This window comes from Methylobacterium iners, from assembly GCF_022179305.1.
GTDB classification, from domain to species: domain Bacteria; phylum Pseudomonadota; class Alphaproteobacteria; order Rhizobiales; family Beijerinckiaceae; genus Methylobacterium; species Methylobacterium iners.
In genome coordinates, this window is record NZ_BPQP01000056.1 from 1 (window position 1) to 15324 (window position 15324).

Annotated in this window: 17 protein-coding genes; 6 read left to right on the forward strand and 11 right to left on the reverse strand. The window is 66.7% G+C overall.

From position 1 onward, the window contains the following. From MFF55_RS16815 to MFF55_RS16830, 4 genes are all read right to left on the reverse strand, one after another. Window positions 1-1588: ABC transporter substrate-binding protein (locus MFF55_RS16815; RefSeq protein ID WP_238245258.1), on the reverse strand; the 1588-nt coding region annotated here is incomplete at its 3' end. Between the two features lie 248 nt (window positions 1589-1836). After that, window positions 1837-1983, reverse strand: coding sequence for an SDR family NAD(P)-dependent oxidoreductase (locus tag MFF55_RS16820; protein ID WP_238245259.1), 147 nt, complete (start codon window positions 1981-1983; stop codon window positions 1837-1839). 35 nt (window positions 1984-2018) lie between these two features. After that, on the reverse strand, window positions 2019-2759 hold the full coding sequence (locus MFF55_RS16825) for an SDR family oxidoreductase (RefSeq protein WP_238245260.1): 741 nt from the start codon (window positions 2757-2759) through the stop codon (window positions 2019-2021). A 128-nt stretch (window positions 2760-2887) separates the two neighbouring features. Then, the gene (locus MFF55_RS16830; RefSeq protein WP_238245261.1) at window positions 2888-3391 is read right to left on the reverse strand and encodes a DoxX family protein; all 504 of its coding nucleotides are present in this window, start codon (window positions 3389-3391) and stop codon (window positions 2888-2890) included. 119 nt (window positions 3392-3510) lie between these two features. On the opposite strand from MFF55_RS16830, the gene MFF55_RS16835 reads away from it, so the two are divergent. Further along, complete coding sequence (locus MFF55_RS16835) at window positions 3511-4434, forward strand: LysR family transcriptional regulator (RefSeq protein WP_238245262.1); 924 nt, start codon at window positions 3511-3513, stop codon at window positions 4432-4434. A 7-nt stretch (window positions 4435-4441) separates the two neighbouring features. On the opposite strand, the gene MFF55_RS16840 is transcribed toward MFF55_RS16835, so the two are convergent. Then, complete coding sequence (locus tag MFF55_RS16840) at window positions 4442-5542, reverse strand: aldo/keto reductase (protein ID WP_238245263.1); 1101 nt, start codon at window positions 5540-5542, stop codon at window positions 4442-4444. Here MFF55_RS16840 and MFF55_RS26845 point away from each other — a divergent pair. Both MFF55_RS26845 and MFF55_RS16845 read left to right on the forward strand, forming a co-directional pair. Continuing rightward, complete coding sequence (locus MFF55_RS26845; RefSeq protein WP_283206759.1) at window positions 5541-5666, forward strand: hypothetical protein; 126 nt, start codon at window positions 5541-5543, stop codon at window positions 5664-5666. The two genes, MFF55_RS16840 and MFF55_RS26845, sit on opposite strands and share 2 nt — an antisense overlap. A gap of 67 nt (window positions 5667-5733) precedes the next feature. Next, complete coding sequence (locus MFF55_RS16845) at window positions 5734-6621, forward strand: LysR family transcriptional regulator (RefSeq protein WP_238245264.1); 888 nt, start codon at window positions 5734-5736, stop codon at window positions 6619-6621. A 600-nt stretch (window positions 6622-7221) separates the two neighbouring features. Here the strand turns inward: MFF55_RS16845 and MFF55_RS16850 are convergent. Beyond that, window positions 7222-8211: a GlxA family transcriptional regulator gene (locus tag MFF55_RS16850; RefSeq protein ID WP_238245332.1), complete on the reverse strand. Its 990-nt coding sequence runs from the start codon at window positions 8209-8211 to the stop codon at window positions 7222-7224. Window positions 8212-8467: 256 nt separating this feature from the next. On the opposite strand from MFF55_RS16850, the gene MFF55_RS16855 reads away from it, so the two are divergent. Then, entirely contained in the window at window positions 8468-8797 is a 330-nt protein-coding gene (locus MFF55_RS16855) for a DUF3817 domain-containing protein (protein WP_238245265.1), read from the forward strand. Continuing rightward, window positions 8797-9204: a CopD family protein gene (locus tag MFF55_RS16860; protein ID WP_238245266.1), complete on the forward strand. Its 408-nt coding sequence runs from the start codon at window positions 8797-8799 to the stop codon at window positions 9202-9204. The genes MFF55_RS16855 and MFF55_RS16860 overlap by 1 nt, the downstream gene beginning before the upstream one ends. A gap of 78 nt (window positions 9205-9282) precedes the next feature. Here the strand turns inward: MFF55_RS16860 and MFF55_RS16865 are convergent, their stop codons facing one another. The 5 genes from MFF55_RS16865 to MFF55_RS16885 form a co-directional block, all read right to left on the reverse strand. Continuing rightward, entirely contained in the window at window positions 9283-11553 is a 2271-nt protein-coding gene (locus MFF55_RS16865) for a xanthine dehydrogenase family protein molybdopterin-binding subunit (RefSeq protein WP_373874824.1), read from the reverse strand. 41 nt (window positions 11554-11594) lie between these two features. Then, on the reverse strand, window positions 11595-12575 hold the full coding sequence (locus MFF55_RS16870; RefSeq protein WP_238245267.1) for an FAD binding domain-containing protein: 981 nt from the start codon (window positions 12573-12575) through the stop codon (window positions 11595-11597). Then, the gene (locus MFF55_RS16875) at window positions 12572-13078 is read right to left on the reverse strand and encodes a (2Fe-2S)-binding protein (RefSeq protein WP_238245268.1); all 507 of its coding nucleotides are present in this window, start codon (window positions 13076-13078) and stop codon (window positions 12572-12574) included. The genes MFF55_RS16870 and MFF55_RS16875 overlap by 4 nt, the downstream gene beginning before the upstream one ends. A gap of 69 nt (window positions 13079-13147) precedes the next feature. After that, window positions 13148-13579 carry a MarR family winged helix-turn-helix transcriptional regulator gene (locus MFF55_RS16880; RefSeq protein WP_238245269.1) on the reverse strand — a complete coding sequence of 144 codons (432 nt, stop codon included), beginning with the start codon at window positions 13577-13579 and terminating at the stop codon, window positions 13148-13150. A gap of 370 nt (window positions 13580-13949) precedes the next feature. Next, window positions 13950-14405, reverse strand: coding sequence for an Rrf2 family transcriptional regulator (locus MFF55_RS16885; RefSeq protein ID WP_238245334.1), 456 nt, complete (start codon window positions 14403-14405; stop codon window positions 13950-13952). An 85-nt stretch (window positions 14406-14490) separates the two neighbouring features. Here MFF55_RS16885 and MFF55_RS16890 point away from each other — a divergent pair, with 85 nt between their 5' ends. Further along, window positions 14491-15270: a class I SAM-dependent methyltransferase gene (locus MFF55_RS16890; protein WP_238245270.1), complete on the forward strand. Its 780-nt coding sequence runs from the start codon at window positions 14491-14493 to the stop codon at window positions 15268-15270. The last annotated feature ends 54 nt before the right edge of the window (window positions 15271-15324 follow it).

Below are 15324 nucleotides of genomic sequence, written 5' to 3' on the forward strand. Positions count from 1 at the left end.
TGGTCACACCCCAGAAGAACGGCAGCGGCCCGCTGCGGATGCCGCTCACGTTCTTGCGCCAGGCCTGGTAGCTGAGGAAGAAACCAGTCACCCCGTAGACGACATCGTTGACGGCCGCCGCGTTCGTTTTGGCCAGTGCCGCCTTCTCGGCCTCAATGTCCTTGGCCTCGAACCATTCGGTGATGCCTGCCTCGGTCGTGGGACTCGAGGGCCAGCCGAACCAGGCCTTGTCGCCGTTGGCGCGCAAGGCGTTGTAGCCCGCAGGCGAGAGGCAGTCGGCGCCGGCATGCCACGTGTGGAACATGTTCCAGCCGCCTTCCTTGGGCGGCTTCTTCGAGGCACGGCGCGAGCCGACCGTGCCCCAGTCGGTGGCCACGAAATCGACCTTCATGCCGAGGCGCCGCAGCAGGTCGGCAGTGACGTCGCCTTGCGCCTTCGTGATCGGGTTGTCCTGCGCGACGATGCAGGTCACCGGTGTGCCGTCATAGCCCGCCTTGGCGAGCAGTGCCTTGGCTGCATCGACGTTGCCCTGCTTGAGGATGTCGCCGCCTTGCTCGGAGTAGAAGGTCGTGCCGGGCGTGAAAAAGCCCGGCATCCGCTTCCAAAGCGCGTCATCCGATCCGACGATGGCGCGCATGTAATCCTCCTGGCGCATCGCCATCAGGACCGCGCGGCGGATGTCCGGGTTGTCGAAAGGCGGGTAGAGGTGGTTCATCCGGAAGGCGCCGACATTGCCAAGCGGATCGGCGATGTCGACGGCGACGTCCAACGAGCCCTGGAGCGCCGGCACGAGGTCGGAGAGCGGGTTCTCCCACCAGTCGACTTCGCCATTCTGGAGGGCACCCAGGGCGGTCGCTGGGTCCGGCATGATGATCCACTCGACCCGGTCGACCTTCATCTGCTTGGCCCCGGCAAGCCATGAGGAAGGTTCGGGACGCGACTGGTAGTCCGCGAACTTTTCGAACACGGCGATCGCGCCGGGCACCCAATCCTTGGCGATGAACCTCATCGGACCGGAGCCGACATACTCCTTGATCTGCGTAAAGGGGTCGGTCTTGGCGATCCGCTCGGGCATCACGAAGGTGCAGGGCGCGTTGTTCTTGGCGAGCGCAAGCAGCATCTTCGGATAGGGCTTCTTGAGCGCCCACTTGAAGGTGGTGTCGTCAACCGCGACGAGCTCGCTCTGGATGGCCCTGATCATGAGGCCCATCGGATCGCGGGCCGACCAGCGGGCGAGGCTCGCAACCGCGTCCTTCGCGAGGACCGGCTCGCCATCGTGGAATCGGAGGCCGGAGCGAAGCTTGAAGGTCCAGGTCAGGCCATCGTCCGAGACGCTCTCAGATTCGACCATCTGGCGTTGCGGCACCAACTTATCGTCGACGCCGTAGAGGGTGTCCCAGACCAGAGCCGCGGCATTGCGCACGACGTATTGCGTCCCCCAGATCGGATCGAAGTTGGCGAGGTTCGCCTGAGGCACGAACTTCAACGTCTTCCGGGCAGCCTGCGCGATGGCGGGGGCAGCGATCCCGCCGGTGGTGCCGATGACACCGGCGCCGATAGAGGCCTGGAGGAATGTCCGACGATCCATGAGGACTTTCTTTCGACGGCCGACGGCGGACTGCCGTGCTGTGATGCGCCAGCATCTTACACAGCACGCTTCATGCCAAGCCTACGTGCCCTCCACGGGCGCGGATCCATGGCGCGCTAAGCGCTCGTGTGGATGAGTATGTCGAGCCGACCGTGGTCGGTGTTGACCGTCTTGACCGCGCTCGACGCCGACGCGTCCGGCTGCGCGTCGAGCTCCACCGTGCGAAGATCGATCCCGAGTTGTTTGGCCTAGGTGGCGCGCGGCCGCTGTCCGGCATTGTGACCGGTCAGATCACGCATGGACGGGTAGACCCTGTACCCGGCCGCCGCGAGGGCGTTGGCTATGAGGCGGCCGAAGCCGCTCGACGCACCGGTGACGAGGATCACGTTGCTCATGATCCTCACTCCTCTGCCTGCTCGGGGTTCAGGGCTCAGACCGCGCCGCCGTTGGCCCGCACGATCTGGCCGTTGATCCAGCCGCCATCGGGGCCGACCAGCATCGACACGACGTTTGCGATGTCCTCCGCCTCGCCCAAGCGGCCGAGCGGGTTCATTTGCTTGGCGCGCTCAATGGTGGCGTCGTCCCTGCCGGCGAGGAACAGCTCGGTGGCGACGGGGCCAGGGGCGACCGCGTTCACAGTGACGCCGCGAGACCCGAGTTCCTTGGCCAGGATGCGGGTCAGCGCCTCGACGGCGGCCTTGGTGGCTGCGTAGACGCCGTAGGTGGGTGGATAGAGGCCGATCACGCTCGACGAGAAGTTGATGATGCGTCCGCCCTGGCGCAGGCGCCGCGCGGCTTCGCGCAGGCTGTTGAAGGTGCCCTTAAGATTGATCGCGATCGTCTGATCGAACAGCGCGTCGTGGCTCTCGGCGACCGTCGCCAGCCTCATGATGCCGGCATTGTTGACCAGCACGTCGACACCGCCAAAAGCGTCTTCGGCCGCATCGAACATGCGCTTGACTGCCTGGGCGTCGCTCACGTCGGCCTGAGCGGAGATGGCGCGCCCGCCCGCCCGTTCGATGCTGTCAACCACCTTGGCCGCCGCATCCGCGCTGCCGGCATAGTTGACGATGGTCGTGAGACCATCAGCCGCCAGCCGCCGCGCGACGGCTGCACCGATGCCCCGCGACGCACCCGTCACAATCGCGACCCTGCTTTCCGATCCGGTCATGCTGCTTCTCCTCTGGTGATGGTTGGAGGGATGAGTTCGCTGAGCCTCTCGTCGGATTGACCGGGCTCAATGTTCGGCGCGGATCTGATCAGGCCGCCGGCGCAGCCGTCGTGAGGCGGCGTTGGGCGCTACAGTTCGCGGCCGATGTGGTCGTCGGCGGAGTAGGGACCTCCGCCGTGGATCGCGATCAGCACGGCAACGAAGCCGAGGATCACGGGGTACTCGATGCCGCGGTCGATCCAGGGCCAGGTCGGACCCAGAGCAAGGCAGATCGCGAGCATCTGCACGGCAAGCATGGGCGCGAACAGACGGGTGCCAAGGCCCGCGGCGACCGCAAGCCCCCCGAACGTCTCCAGCAGCGCGACGAACATCGCGAGCTGTGGGGCGAAGGGCAGGTGCAGGACGTTGGCGATGAGCCTGATCGAGCCGCTCATCGGGTCAGCCATGGATCCGTGTGCCGTCCCCATCAGCTTGGGCAGGCCGTGAGTGAGGATAGTGAGGCCGAAGGCAGCACGCAGGAGGGCGTAGGTGAGCGGCTGGGCGCGCTCGTAGAACGACGCGAGCCCCGGAAATACGAGGCGCGATCGCATGTCCTGCCCCGGCATGAGCCGCTCGCCGTCTCCACCTGACATCCCAACCTCCCGTCGTTCCCTGATGCTGGGAGGACGGTACTCGGTCAGAAAATCAGCGGTAGCATGCCTAATTCAACAGCACTGTTTCGCTGGGAGCAACAATCGGCTAGGCGGGCTCGATGGATCGCATTGCCGTCACGCGCCTGTTCGTCAGGATTGTGGATCGCGGCAGCTTCGCTCAGGCTGCACGCGACCTTCAGGTGCCGCGCCCGACCGCAACGCACGCCATCCAGCGCCTGGAGGCGGATCTCGGCGTGCGGCTCCTGGAGCGCACGACGCGCCACGTCAGGCCGACGCTCGATGGAGCGGCCTACCATGGGCGCTGCATCCGCATCCTGGCTGACCTCGACGAGGTCGAGAACGCCTTCCGGAACGCCGAGCCGCGGGGACCTCTGCGCGTTGACATGCAGGGTACGATCGCCCGCTTCTTCGTTCTGCCCGCATTACCCGCGTTTATCGCGCGCTATCCCGGCATCGCGCTCAACCTCAGCGAGGGCGATCGCATGGTCGACCTCATCACCGAAGGCGTCGATTGCGTCCTGCGTGCCGGGGATCTCCCCGATTCCTCGTTGATCGGGCGGCGCATTGCGTCGTTTGAGCAGCTGACGCTCGCCAGTCCCGATTACCTGAAGCGTCACGGTGTTCCGACAGCGCCGGATGATCTCGCCGGTCACAAGATGGTCGCCTACACCGCCTCCGGCACTGGACAGCCCTACCCTTTGGAGTTCGAGATGGATGGCCGGACATGGGAGGTCACGCTGCCCCATGAGGTCGTCGTGCGGGGCGCGGAGATCTACACCGCTTCGGGAGTCGCAGGTCTGGGACTGTTCCAGGTGCCGCGCTACCGTGTGGAACACCAGATCGCGGCGGGGGAGCTCGTACCCGTTCTCGAGGGCTTTCCGCCACCGCCGATGACGTTCTGGGTGCTCTACCCGCAAAACCGGCACCTGTCGTCGCGCATCAGGGTGTTCGTCGACTGGTTGTCTGGTCTGTTCCGGCCCGCTCCGCCGCTCTCCACCGGATCGGATGCCGATCAGCGTTGAGGCCCGATCAGTGGACGTCGGCGCCACCGAACACGACTTGGTTGCGCAGCGGCGGGCGCGACAGCGCGTAGAGGAGATTCTCGCCACCGCCGCTGACGGCGTCGAGCGCCGCCGCGTGCTCGGCCGACAAGACCAGGCCGAGCGCCGTGACGTTGTCGGTCACCTGCTCGGCACGGCTGACCCCCATGAGTGTCGAGGTGACGCCCGGTCGTCCCACCACCCAAGCCAGGGCCATGCGCGCCGGTGTTTCGCCGGCCTCCCGGGCGACGCGCTTCAACTCTTCCACGATCCGCCAGTTGCCTTCCGTGAACAGCGTGTCGCCGAACGGATTGTCGCCGTCCAGCCGCTTGTCACCCTCGGGGCGCGCACCGTTCCTCGCCGATCCCTCGTTCGGAACCCCACCCCGGCGGGGCGGCCCGGCCTCGACCTCCCTACGATCGTACTTCCCCGTTAGCAGGCCATAGGCGAGCGGGCTCCAGGGTACGAGGCCCATGCCGAACGCCTGGCCGAGTGGGACATGCTCGCCCTCGACCCTGCGCTCCACGAGCGAATAGAAGTATTGCAGCCCAATCGGCATGGGCTGGCCATGAAACCTCGCCAGGGTCGCAACTTCGGCGGCGTACCAGGCGGGCGTGTTGGACAGCCCCCAATAACGGACCTTGCCCGCCGTGATGAGGGCGCTCATCGTCTGTAGGAGTTCCTCGGCCGGCGTGAGGCCGTCCCAGACGTGCACCCAGTACAAGTCGATGAAGTCGGTTCGTAAGCGCGCCAGTGACCGCTCGACCGCGGCGCGGACGTGCCGGGCGCCATTCCCGCCCTGATGCATGCCATGACCCGTCGCGAAGCCGGATTTCGTGGCGATCACCGTGCGATCCCGCAGCCCGCGCGCCGCGACGAACGCGCCGACCATCTCCTCCGAGCGGCCGCCCGAGTAGACGTCGGCCGTGTCGACGAAATTGCCGCCCAGTTCGGTGTAGCGGTCGAAGACCGCGCGGCTGCCCTCCTCGTCGAGGCCCCAGCGTGGCGTGCCGAAGGTCATAGTGCCGAGTGCAAGCGGGCTGACCAGAAGGCCGGACTTACCGAGGGCGCGATAGGACTGAAGGTTCATGGGGATGTTTCCTGTCTCGTCGGCGCATGAGGCCGCGGCTTGCCACCCCGCGGCCGATCTCGGCCGCAAGTTCGGGTTTCCCGCGACCGGCGACCCGACGAGGGACTTCGGGGAGAGCGCGTAGGATGCACGGTCGCCGTCTTGCGAGTTAGACGCCTTCGGGTGCATGGGTTGCTGAAGGATTTTCAGCAATGGACCGCGATCTCTGGGCTGGGCTTCCCATCTTCCTGGCCATCGTCGAAGCCGGCAGCTTCGCCCGGGCCGCCGTGCGGCTCGGTCTTTCCCCCTCCGCGCTGAGCCATGCCATGCGGACGCTCGAAGCGAGGCTCGGCGTCCGGCTCCTCGATCGGACCACACGCTCCCTCGCCCCGACGCAGGCCGGCATGGAGCTCCTGCTGAGCCTGCGCCCCGCCCTGGCGTCCGTCGAAGGCGCTCTCGGCGCCCTGGACGCGACGCGGGAGCGTCCCGCAGGCCGCGTTCGGGTGAACGCCCACCGTCCGGCGGCGGTGCACGTCGTCCTCCCGCGCCTCGTCGGGTTTGCGGCTGATTACCCCGAGGTCACGGTGGACCTCGTCGTCGATGACGGGCTCGTGGACATTGTAGCCGAACGCTTCGATTGCGGCGTTCGCCACGAGGGCGAGCTCCAGGGGGACATGATCTCGGTGCGTGTCAGCGATCCCGTGCCCCTCACCTTCGTGGCCGCGCCCGCCTACGTCGAAACTCACGGTGCCCCGCAGGTGCCGGACGACCTCGGTCGGCATCGTTGCCTGTGCTATCGCTACACCTCGTCCGGCACCATCCACGTCTGGGAGTTCGAACGGGATCGGCGTCGGTTCGAGCGCGCGATACCCGGGTCCTTCGTCACCAATGACGTCGACCTGATGCGCGACGCTGCGGTCGCAGCCCTCGGCGTCGCTTGCCTGCCGCTGCCCCACGTCGACCGCTACATCGAGACCGGCGACCTCATCGAGGTTCTCGCGGGATGGGCGCCGATGCTGCCGCCGAACCACCTGTATTATCCCAGCCGCCGTCAGCCCAGCGCCGCTTTCCGCGCCTTCGTGGACGCGTTGCGAACCTGAACATCGCTTGCGCGCAGGACGTTCGATCCCGCGGCTAGATGGTACACTCCACTCACGCGAGTGGTAGGACGCGCCGTAGGCTTGCGCATCAGCGGCGCAGTCTTGCAGAGCCGGCCCGCACTCTGCGCCGAGCGTGCCATGGGAACGTCCAAGACGTGGTGAACCCTTAGATCATCAGTTTGGGACCTTTGTTGCCCCTCGAAGACCGGACAAAATATCCGACGCCGAACCGACCGTCGCTCCGACGCCGGCGCGACGGTTAGAGCGGACATGGACGGAGAGGGGGTCTCCTCTATCTCGCGTCTTGTCCGATCGTGCGACGCCGTGTTTGGTCGCGACTTCGGCCCCGATGAGCTGATCGATAGCGGCGCGATCCAAGACGGCGTGGATCTCGGTGCGGGCGATCGTAAAGAGGTCGCCGTCGAAGACGGCTCGGTAGAAGGTCGGTCCCGCAAGGGGTGTCGTCCTGGTCTGGGAGGGCGACCGCCGCACTGAACTGGATCTCGGGCAGGCGGCTGGAAAAGCAGGCGGGGACGCGAGCTTGTCGATCCCTCACCGTCGAGCCGTGGCTCTGCGGCCACGCCACCCTTTGGTCCTCGCTCAGATTGTGCACCCTTCGCGATCGGCGCCTTTGCGGTTTCGCGACGGTTTAGCGGGCGACCCGAATGAGCGTCGGTAGGCATTCGGACCGACTCCGACCATGCGCTGGAAGCGGTCGCGGAGCGTTGCAGGATCGTCAAAGCCCGACGCGACAGCAACCTCGTTGATGGTCAACGAGCTCGTCTCGAGGAGCTCCTGCGCGCGTCGCACGCGAGCGGTGATCAGCCATTGCAGCGGTGTCGTCCCGGTCTGCTCGCGAAACCGTCTGGCAAAGGTGCGCGGGCTCATCGCAGCGCGCCGCGCTAGAAGTTCGACCGTCAGCGGCCGGTGCGCGTTTTGCGCCATCCAGTCGAGCAGAGATCCGAGATTCGAGGCCGAGCCGGAGACCTCGCGCCGGATGAACTGTGATTGTCCGCCCTCCCGCACGAGCGGCGCCACCGCCAGCCGCGCAACGTCTGCCGCGACCGCATGGCCGTGGTCGAGGCGGAGGAGGTGGAGACACATGTCGAGCCCTGCCGATGCGCCAGCCGAGGTCACGACCTGCCCTGCCTCCACGAACAGCACGTCCGAGTCCACGATGACCGTGGGATAGCGGCTCGCGAGCAGGTCGGCGGCCTGCCAGTGCGTCGTCGCGCGCTTGCCGTCGAGGAGCCCTGCCGCCGCCAGCACGAAGGCGCCCGTGCAGATCGAGGCGACGCGCGCCCCGCGCGCATAGGCGGCAGCCACCGCCTCGACGATCGTGGCAGGGACGGCGAGGTCGAGGTCCTCGACGCCGGGCACGATCACGGTGTCGGCCCGTTCAAGGTCGGTCAGGGTGAAGGGCGCGTGGATGTCGAATGCGCGCGTGCGGACCTCGCTGGCCTCGCCACACACCTGAACACGATACTCATGCGACGGGTCTGGAAGGCGCACGCGTCCGAACACCTCGCAAGGGATGGTGAGGTCGAACGCGACGACGCCGTGCGCGGCGAGAACAGCGACCGTGTGAATGGCGAGGTCCCCTGTGTCCCATCAGCACTGCCGCTAGCCCGCGCGGAGACACGTCTCAACACCCTTCACTCTGGTTGGCAGGATTCCCGCGAAGTTTGGCATTTCTGCCGCTCTCGACCACTCGGTCGAACCGCTAAGTCTGTGCGCTCGTCGGGCGGGGATGACCCTCTGCGTGCCGTACGGGACGATGGGAAGGCACCGACTCGCCCATCCTGAGGGACACTCGAGCATGACAAACCAGGGTCGGTCCGAACACGTGGCGCTGGAGCTTGCGCAATTGCGGCGCCTGGAACTCGCCTCACTTGTCGAGGCCACCACGCTCATTCTCCTGATCGGCGTGGCGGTCCCGCTCGAGCACTTGGCCGGTCAGCCGCTGACGGTCAGCATCTTAGGGCCCGTGCATGGTCTCGCCTTCGTTATCTATGCCTGGGCTGTCGTGCAGACGGGCACCGACAGCGGCTGGCGCGCCTCCGAATGGGCGCGCCTGACGGTCAGCGCCTTCGTTCCCTTCGCGGGGTTGACGACCCGTCCGTTGGTCCGGCGCAAGATGGCGCAGCTGCTTGAGAATGGTTCGGGCGCAGCGTGATGACGGACCTGTACACGTGGCTGAAGGCCCTTCACGTGGCCGCCGCCCTGGTGTTCGTCGCGGGTGTCCTCGGCGTCGCCGTCTTTCTCTCCGCGTCTCAAGACGTCAATCCTGCAGCGGCGCGGGCCATTCGGCGCTGGGACATGCGCGTGACGACGCCGGCGATGATCCTGGTCTGGGCGTTCGGCCTGACACTGGCGGTCACGGGCGACTGGTCGCGGAGCGGCTGGCTCATCGCCAAGCTCGTGCTCGTCGTCGTCCTGTCCGGCCTCCATGGCATGCAATCCGCCAAGCTGCGGCGCGTGTCCGGCGGCGTGTCCACCCGCGTTCTCTCGCCTTTGAGCGCACCCTTCGTGGTCGTGTCCTGTCTCGGCATCGCCGTGCTCGTCATCGTCAAGCCCATCTGAAGAGCTGAAGCTCGCATCGCCGGCAAAGGACCACGCAGGCGGCCCTGCCTCCTTGTGACGTCCGGCTGTGACGTGGGATTACAGAAGCTTGTCGAGGGTGATGGGCAACTCTCGCACCCGCCTCCCCGTCGCGTTGAAGACCGCATTGGCGACGGCCGCCGCAACGCCGGTGATCCCGATCTCACCGATGCCCCGTGCGCCAAGGGGCGAGCGCGGATCTGGAATGCCCGTCCACATCACCTCGATCTCCGGCACGTCGAGATGAACCGGGATGTGGTAGTCCGCCAGCGATGGATTCATGATCCGGCCGCTGCGCTCGTCGAAGAGCGTCTCCTCCGTGAGCGCCAAGCCCAGGCCCATGATCATCCCGCCCTTGAACTGACTGGCGGCGGTCTGCGGGTTGAGGATCGTGCCGCAATCGAACGAACCGAGCAGCCGGTCGACCCGGATCTCCCCGGTGGCATCGCTGACGCGCAGCTCGCAGAAGATCGCGGACGTGCTGTGCATGGCGTACTTGAGCATCTCCAGCGGCGGGCTTCCCGTCGCCGTGACCGTGATCTCTTCGCGCCCGGCCCGAGCCAGGATCGAGCGGTACTCCTCGTGCCGCGCGGCGTCCCCGATCGCACCAACGCCACCATCGACGAGATGGACCTCACCCGCCCGCAGGCCGGCGATCGGGCTGTCATTGCCGGCGAGGCGCACCAGCTCGCCCGTGAGCTTCGCAGCCGCCGCGATGATCGCGCCCGCGACCGATGCAGTCTGTGACGAGCCGCCGGCCATCGGGGCGGCGGGCAGCGCGGAGTCGCCGAGCTTGAACACGACGGCTGAGACCGGCAGGCCGAGCCGATCCGCGGCGTGCTGCGTCTGGACCGTCGCCGTGCCCATGCCCATCTCCTGGGCCGAGCAGGCGACCACCGCCGCGCCGTCGCGGCGAAGCGTGATGCGGGCTGAGGCCCCCGGCATGCGGGCATAGGGGAAGCTCCCCGTAGCGCAGCCCAGTCCGAGCCGCCATTCGCCCTCGCGGCGCGCGCCGGGTTCGCGCTGCCGCCGCTCCCAGCCGAAACGCTTCGCGCCGTCGGTGAAGGCTTGGCGTCGGGCGTGCTGCGAGAACGGTGCTCCCGAGATCGGATGTCGCTCCGGCTCGTTGCGCAGCCGCAAGTCGATGGGATCGATCCCCATCTCATGCGCGAGTTCGTCCACCGCACTCTCGAGCGCGAAGCTGCCAATTGCCTCGCCCGGCGCACGCATGAAGGTGTTCGGGACGACATCGAGGTCGACATGGTGCTGGAGCATCTCGAAGCTTCCGGCGCGGTAGAGCGCCCGCGACCCCAGCGTAAAGGGCTCCGGGCATGCCCCGTAGGTAGGCATCACCGAGTGGCCGCTATGGATCAGCGCCGTGAACCGGCCGTCCCCATCTGCGCCGATGGCGACGCGCTGCTCCGTGGGGCTGCGGCCGCCGATGATGCGGTAGACGCCCTCTCGGGTAAGCATCAGCCGCAGGGGCCGTCCGAGAAGGCGCGCGGCGGCAATCGCCACGATCTGGTGGTCCCACAGTCCCTTGCCCCCGAACCCGCCGCCGACGAAGGGCGAGAGCACGCGAACCTGGTCCTTCTTGAGCCCGAACAGCTTGGCGAGGACCACCGCGCTTGGCGCGATCATCTGCGTCGCGTCATGCACGGTCAGCGAGTCTTCGCCGTCCCAGATGACCGTGAGGGCGTGGAGCTCGATCGCGCTGTGGTTCTGCCAAGGTGTTCGGTAATGGTTGTCGACACGATGCGCTGCCCGAGCCAGCTCGCGCTCGGCCCTCCCGACGGACACGTGGTTTCGCTCCACCAGAAGCGACTCGGGTGTCCGTGCCTCAGCCTGTGCGTCTTGGAACCGGGTCGTGGGCTTGGTGGGCGCGTAACCGATTACGAGGAGCGAAGCCGCGTGATCGGCCTGCTCCTGCGTCTCGGCAACGACGAGGGCCACGACCTGGCCGTTGTAGCGGATCTCGGCATCCTGGAGGATCGGCAGGGCGCTGTTGCCGACGGCCGAGAAGTCGCTCAACGAGATCAGGGCCGGGCTCTCGATCCGCGGCATGTTGCGGTACGTCAGCACCAGGTTCACACCCGGCGCGCTCTCCGCGGCGCTGGTGTCGAGGTGTGTGATGCGCCCGCGCGCGACCGGGCTGTGGACCAGCGTGGCGTAGGTGAGCCGCTCCACCGCCACCTCGGCGGCGAAGCGTGCCTTGCCGGCGACCTTCAAGGGGCCGTCGAGTCGAGAGGCCTGACGTCCGACGGCGGCGCGCCTCGCGATCAGGGGGTCGGGTGTGCCGCCCGGCAGCCACTGGGACGGCACCCAACCCAGTACGGTGCGGACCGAGCCGACGACGGCGTTCTGAACCTTGCTCAACGATCGTCTCCCGAAAGGTCCGTGAGGACGGCAGCGAGGGTGCGCTTGGCCAACGCGATCTTGAAGGCGTTCCCGGCGAGCGGCGTGGCCTCGGCGAGCTCCAAATCCGCCGCGGCCTTGAACGCCTCCGCAGTCGGAACCACCCCGCGCAAGGCTGCCTCGGCCCGATAGGCGCGCCACGGCTTGGGTGCGATGCCCCCGAAGGCGATGCGGATTTCGTCGATCCGGCCCTCGCGCAGCGTCAGCCCGGACGCGACCGAGACGAGGGCGAAGGCGTAGCTCGCGCGATCGCGCACCTTCCGGTAGTCGGACCGAGCCGCGAACGGCGCGTCGGGGATCTCGATCGCCTCGATGACCTCGCCTTGTTTGAGCGCGGTCTCCTGGTCTGGCCGGTCCTCGGGCAGCCGATGGAAATCGACCAATGCCACTGTTCGCTTGCCGGCCGGACCCACGATACGGACGTCTGCGTCGAGGGCCGCCAGGGCGACGCACATGTCGGACGGGTGCGTCGCGCTGCAGGCCGGCGAGGCGCCGATGATCGCGTGGTAGCGCTCGAAGCCGCCCGCCGCATCGCATCCGCTGCCCGGCTGCCTTTTGTTGCAGCGGGAGCCGGCGACATCGGCGAAGTACAGGCACCGCGTCCGCTGCATCAGGTTGCCGCCCACGGTTGCCATGTTGCGAACCTGCGCCGAGGCGCCTGCCAGGATCGCACGCGACAGCATCGGGTGGCGTGATCGGACGAGGGGATGAGCCGCGACGGCACTGTTGCGCGCGGCCGCACCGATCACGAGGCGCCCATCGTCGGTCGCCGCGATCGCGGCGGACAACGCCGTGACGTCGGTCAGCTGGGAGGGCCGCTCGACGCCCTTGCGCATGAGATCGACGAGGTTGGTGCCCCCGCCGAGCAGCTGACTGCTCTCAGCCAGCCGGACTGCCTCGGCCAATGACGAGGCGCGCTGATACGTGACGGGATTCACGCGGCCTTCTCCGTGGCAACCTGCAGGATCGCGTCGATGATGCCGTTATGCGCCCCGCAGCGGCACAGGTTGCCGCTCATCCGCTCGCGGATCTCTTCGCGGGAGAGGGTGATGTGCTCCTCGGCCAAGTCGGCGGTGACGTAGCTCGGCACGCCCTCCGTCACCTCGCGCAGCATCGCCGAGGCGGCGCAGATCTGACCCGGCGTGCAGTAGCCGCACTGAAAGCCATCGTGCTCGATGAAGGCGGCCTGGAGCGGATGCAGCCCATCCCCATCAGCCAAGCCCTCGATCGTGGTGACCTCGCGGCCATCCGCCTGCACTGCGAGCGTGAGACAGGACAGCACCCGATTACCGTCGAGCAGCACCGTGCAGGCGCCACAGGCCCCCTGGTTGCAGCCGACCTTGGTGCCGGTCAGCTGCAGCCGCTCTCGGAGTAGATCGAGGAGGGAAACGCGGGCGTCCTCCGGCGGGTCGACCTCGGTCCCGTTGACCCTGATGGCCATCGAACGTCCTCCGCAAATCGAGCCCGATCATTCGGGCACGCTCCGCAGATATAACGAACTTCGGATTATTCAACCTTCGTGGTATGCGATTTTCGTCACCATGCGGATGAAGGTGTCGCGCTCGGTGGGTGCCAAGCGTTCGAGCATCGTCAGGTTGAGGGCGTTGTAGGCGCTGACCTGGGAGGCGGCTCGCGCAGCGCCATTCTTGGTAAGGCGGAGTGCGACCGCCCGGCGATCTCCCTCGATCCGATGTCGCTCCAGAAGCCCTCTTTTGGCCAGCCGGTCGGTCGCGGACGAGATCGTGGTCGCAGCAAGGCCCAAGTAGCGCGCGATGTCGGTCGGCCCGCAATCCGGGTGCTGTGCGATGTACAACAGGGTCTGCACGTCGAGTTCGTTGAGCGGCTTCTCGGAACTGCCGGCATCAGCGAGCTTGTAGCGCCGCACAAAGGCCTGCAGCGCAGCACCGAGGGCGGCAATCTGATCGTCGGTAGGCTTCGTCATGCCCCCCGCATACCGCGCGGCTCAGGTGCGGACAATTTGTTCCGCGGCCAGTTCATGATCATCCGTACCTCATGACTGCATCGGGTGATGGTGGTTTCTCGGACTTCATCAGCACCTTTGCGCTTCTTTTGTCAGTTGAAGTCAGAATGACCGCGCTTGGGGTGAGCCGACCGACGAGGATCATGGTAACCGCGGGCACACGTCGGCCTACTTCGATAGTTGTGCCATTCGTGATCCCAACTTCTTCTTGGCATCCAGCCTCGGGTTCGCGCCAAGTGGTCGAACAAGGTTGGATGGGGGCGAGATAGGTTTTCCGCTTGTGGGCTGGAGCGAGTCTCGGCGAACGACCAAAGGCGATCGCCGCGCAACATCATCCGCACGTGGAAGCGGTCGTCGGCCCGCCTTGACAGTACCTTGCCTCGAAGCTTCGAGCCAGCTCGGCGAGGCTGATTGAACCGAGTCGTGCGATCAACAACCCCTCGGCCTCACGCAAAGTGTCCTCCACCGCCGCGTTGACCACGCGCTCGACAGCACAGTTCGGGTTGGGATGGTCGCTGCCGATCGCGAAGATATGTGGTCCGCCGACCGCGCGATGAACGTCGAGAAGCGAGATCTCCTCCAAGTTCGCGACGATGGTCCACCCGCCGCCGTGCCCCTTCTCCGATCTCACGTAACCGGCGTTGCGGAGACCCGCCATCGTGCGCCGGACCACCACGGGGTTTGTTGCGAGCATCTGCCCGATCGCCTCAGACGTCATCGGTCCGTCCCGGCGTGCCATGTGAAGGAGCACGTGAAGCGTTCGTGAGAGGCGGCTGTCGGTGCGCACCGCGTAATCCTTCACCTACCGATCAGGATTGGCAACGGCGAAGACTCACGATACTTATGATGTTTCATGAGTTGGAGCCTGGGCGATGCGAGAGTTCGAGAACCCCGATCGATGGGACAAGGCCGCCCAGCACTACGAGAAGACCGCCCATCCGTTCACCGCGCGCTTCGCCGAAACGGCGCTCACGCATGTGCCTCTCACGTCGCACAGCCGTGTTCTCGATGTTGCCGCGGGAACGGGTGCACTCGCGCATGCTGCGGCGCGATCCGGTGCGCAGGTGCTTGCGATCGACTTCTCGCCCGGCATGGTCGCCCGCATCGCTGCGGCGGGATTGCCCAACGTCGACGCAACCGTGATGGACGGGCAAGCGCTCGCTCTCCCGGACGCCAGCTTCGATGCCGTGTTCTCGATCTTCGGCGTGATCATGTTCCCCGACTGGCGCAAGGGACTGGCCGAGATGGCACGGGTGACCCGACCCGGTGGTCACGGAGTCGTTGCGACCTGGCAAGAGCAGGGCGCGGCGACGTTCCTGCTGCTCGGACAGATCCGCCGGAAGCTGTTTCCGGAACGCGAGACCATGGCGATGCCCGAGGGGGTGAAGGCGCTTGGTGATCCGGAAGGCTTCGCCCGCGAACTGGTCGCCGCCGGGTATCGCGTTTCCCGGATCGATCGCGTGATCTTCGACTACGTCCTCGACGTCGCGATGCTCGACGACCCTGATACGCTGTTTGGCATGTCGCAGGACTGGGTCAGTTTGAACGATGCGGAAAAGGCAGCGGTCATCGCCGAAGCGCGACACATGGCAGGAGACGAGCCAATACTACCGATCCCCTCAACGGCCCTGATTGCCGTGGGGGAGCGCTGAGATCGGCGCAGCAGCTCAGAGGGTCGGCTGCAAAGCGCAGGCTGAACGGGTTCA

What these genes read in the sequence shown, in the direction of transcription:
- MFF55_RS16820 (WP_238245259.1), bottom strand. Translation starts at nt 1,983, where the DNA reads ATGAGCAACGTGATCCTCGTCACCGGTGCGTCGAGCGGCTTCGGCCGC.
- MFF55_RS16845 (WP_238245264.1), top strand. Translation starts at nt 5,734, where the DNA reads ATGGACCGCGATCTCTGGGCTGGGCTTCCCATCTTCCTGGCCATCGTC.
- MFF55_RS16860 (WP_238245266.1), top strand. Translation starts at nt 8,797, where the DNA reads ATGACGGACCTGTACACGTGGCTGAAGGCCCTTCACGTGGCCGCCGCC.
- MFF55_RS16875 (WP_238245268.1), bottom strand. Translation starts at nt 13,078, where the DNA reads ATGGCCATCAGGGTCAACGGGACCGAGGTCGACCCGCCGGAGGACGCC.
- MFF55_RS16830 (WP_238245261.1), bottom strand. Translation starts at nt 3,391, where the DNA reads ATGTCAGGTGGAGACGGCGAGCGGCTCATGCCGGGGCAGGACATGCGA.
- MFF55_RS16880 (WP_238245269.1), bottom strand. Translation starts at nt 13,579, where the DNA reads ATGACGAAGCCTACCGACGATCAGATTGCCGCCCTCGGTGCTGCGCTG.
- MFF55_RS16825 (WP_238245260.1), bottom strand. Translation starts at nt 2,759, where the DNA reads ATGACCGGATCGGAAAGCAGGGTCGCGATTGTGACGGGTGCGTCGCGG.
- MFF55_RS16890 (WP_238245270.1), top strand. Translation starts at nt 14,491, where the DNA reads ATGCGAGAGTTCGAGAACCCCGATCGATGGGACAAGGCCGCCCAGCAC.
- MFF55_RS16835 (WP_238245262.1), top strand. Translation starts at nt 3,511, where the DNA reads ATGGATCGCATTGCCGTCACGCGCCTGTTCGTCAGGATTGTGGATCGC.
- MFF55_RS16840 (WP_238245263.1), bottom strand. Translation starts at nt 5,542, where the DNA reads ATGAACCTTCAGTCCTATCGCGCCCTCGGTAAGTCCGGCCTTCTGGTC.
- MFF55_RS26845 (WP_283206759.1), top strand. Translation starts at nt 5,541, where the DNA reads ATGGGGATGTTTCCTGTCTCGTCGGCGCATGAGGCCGCGGCTTGCCAC.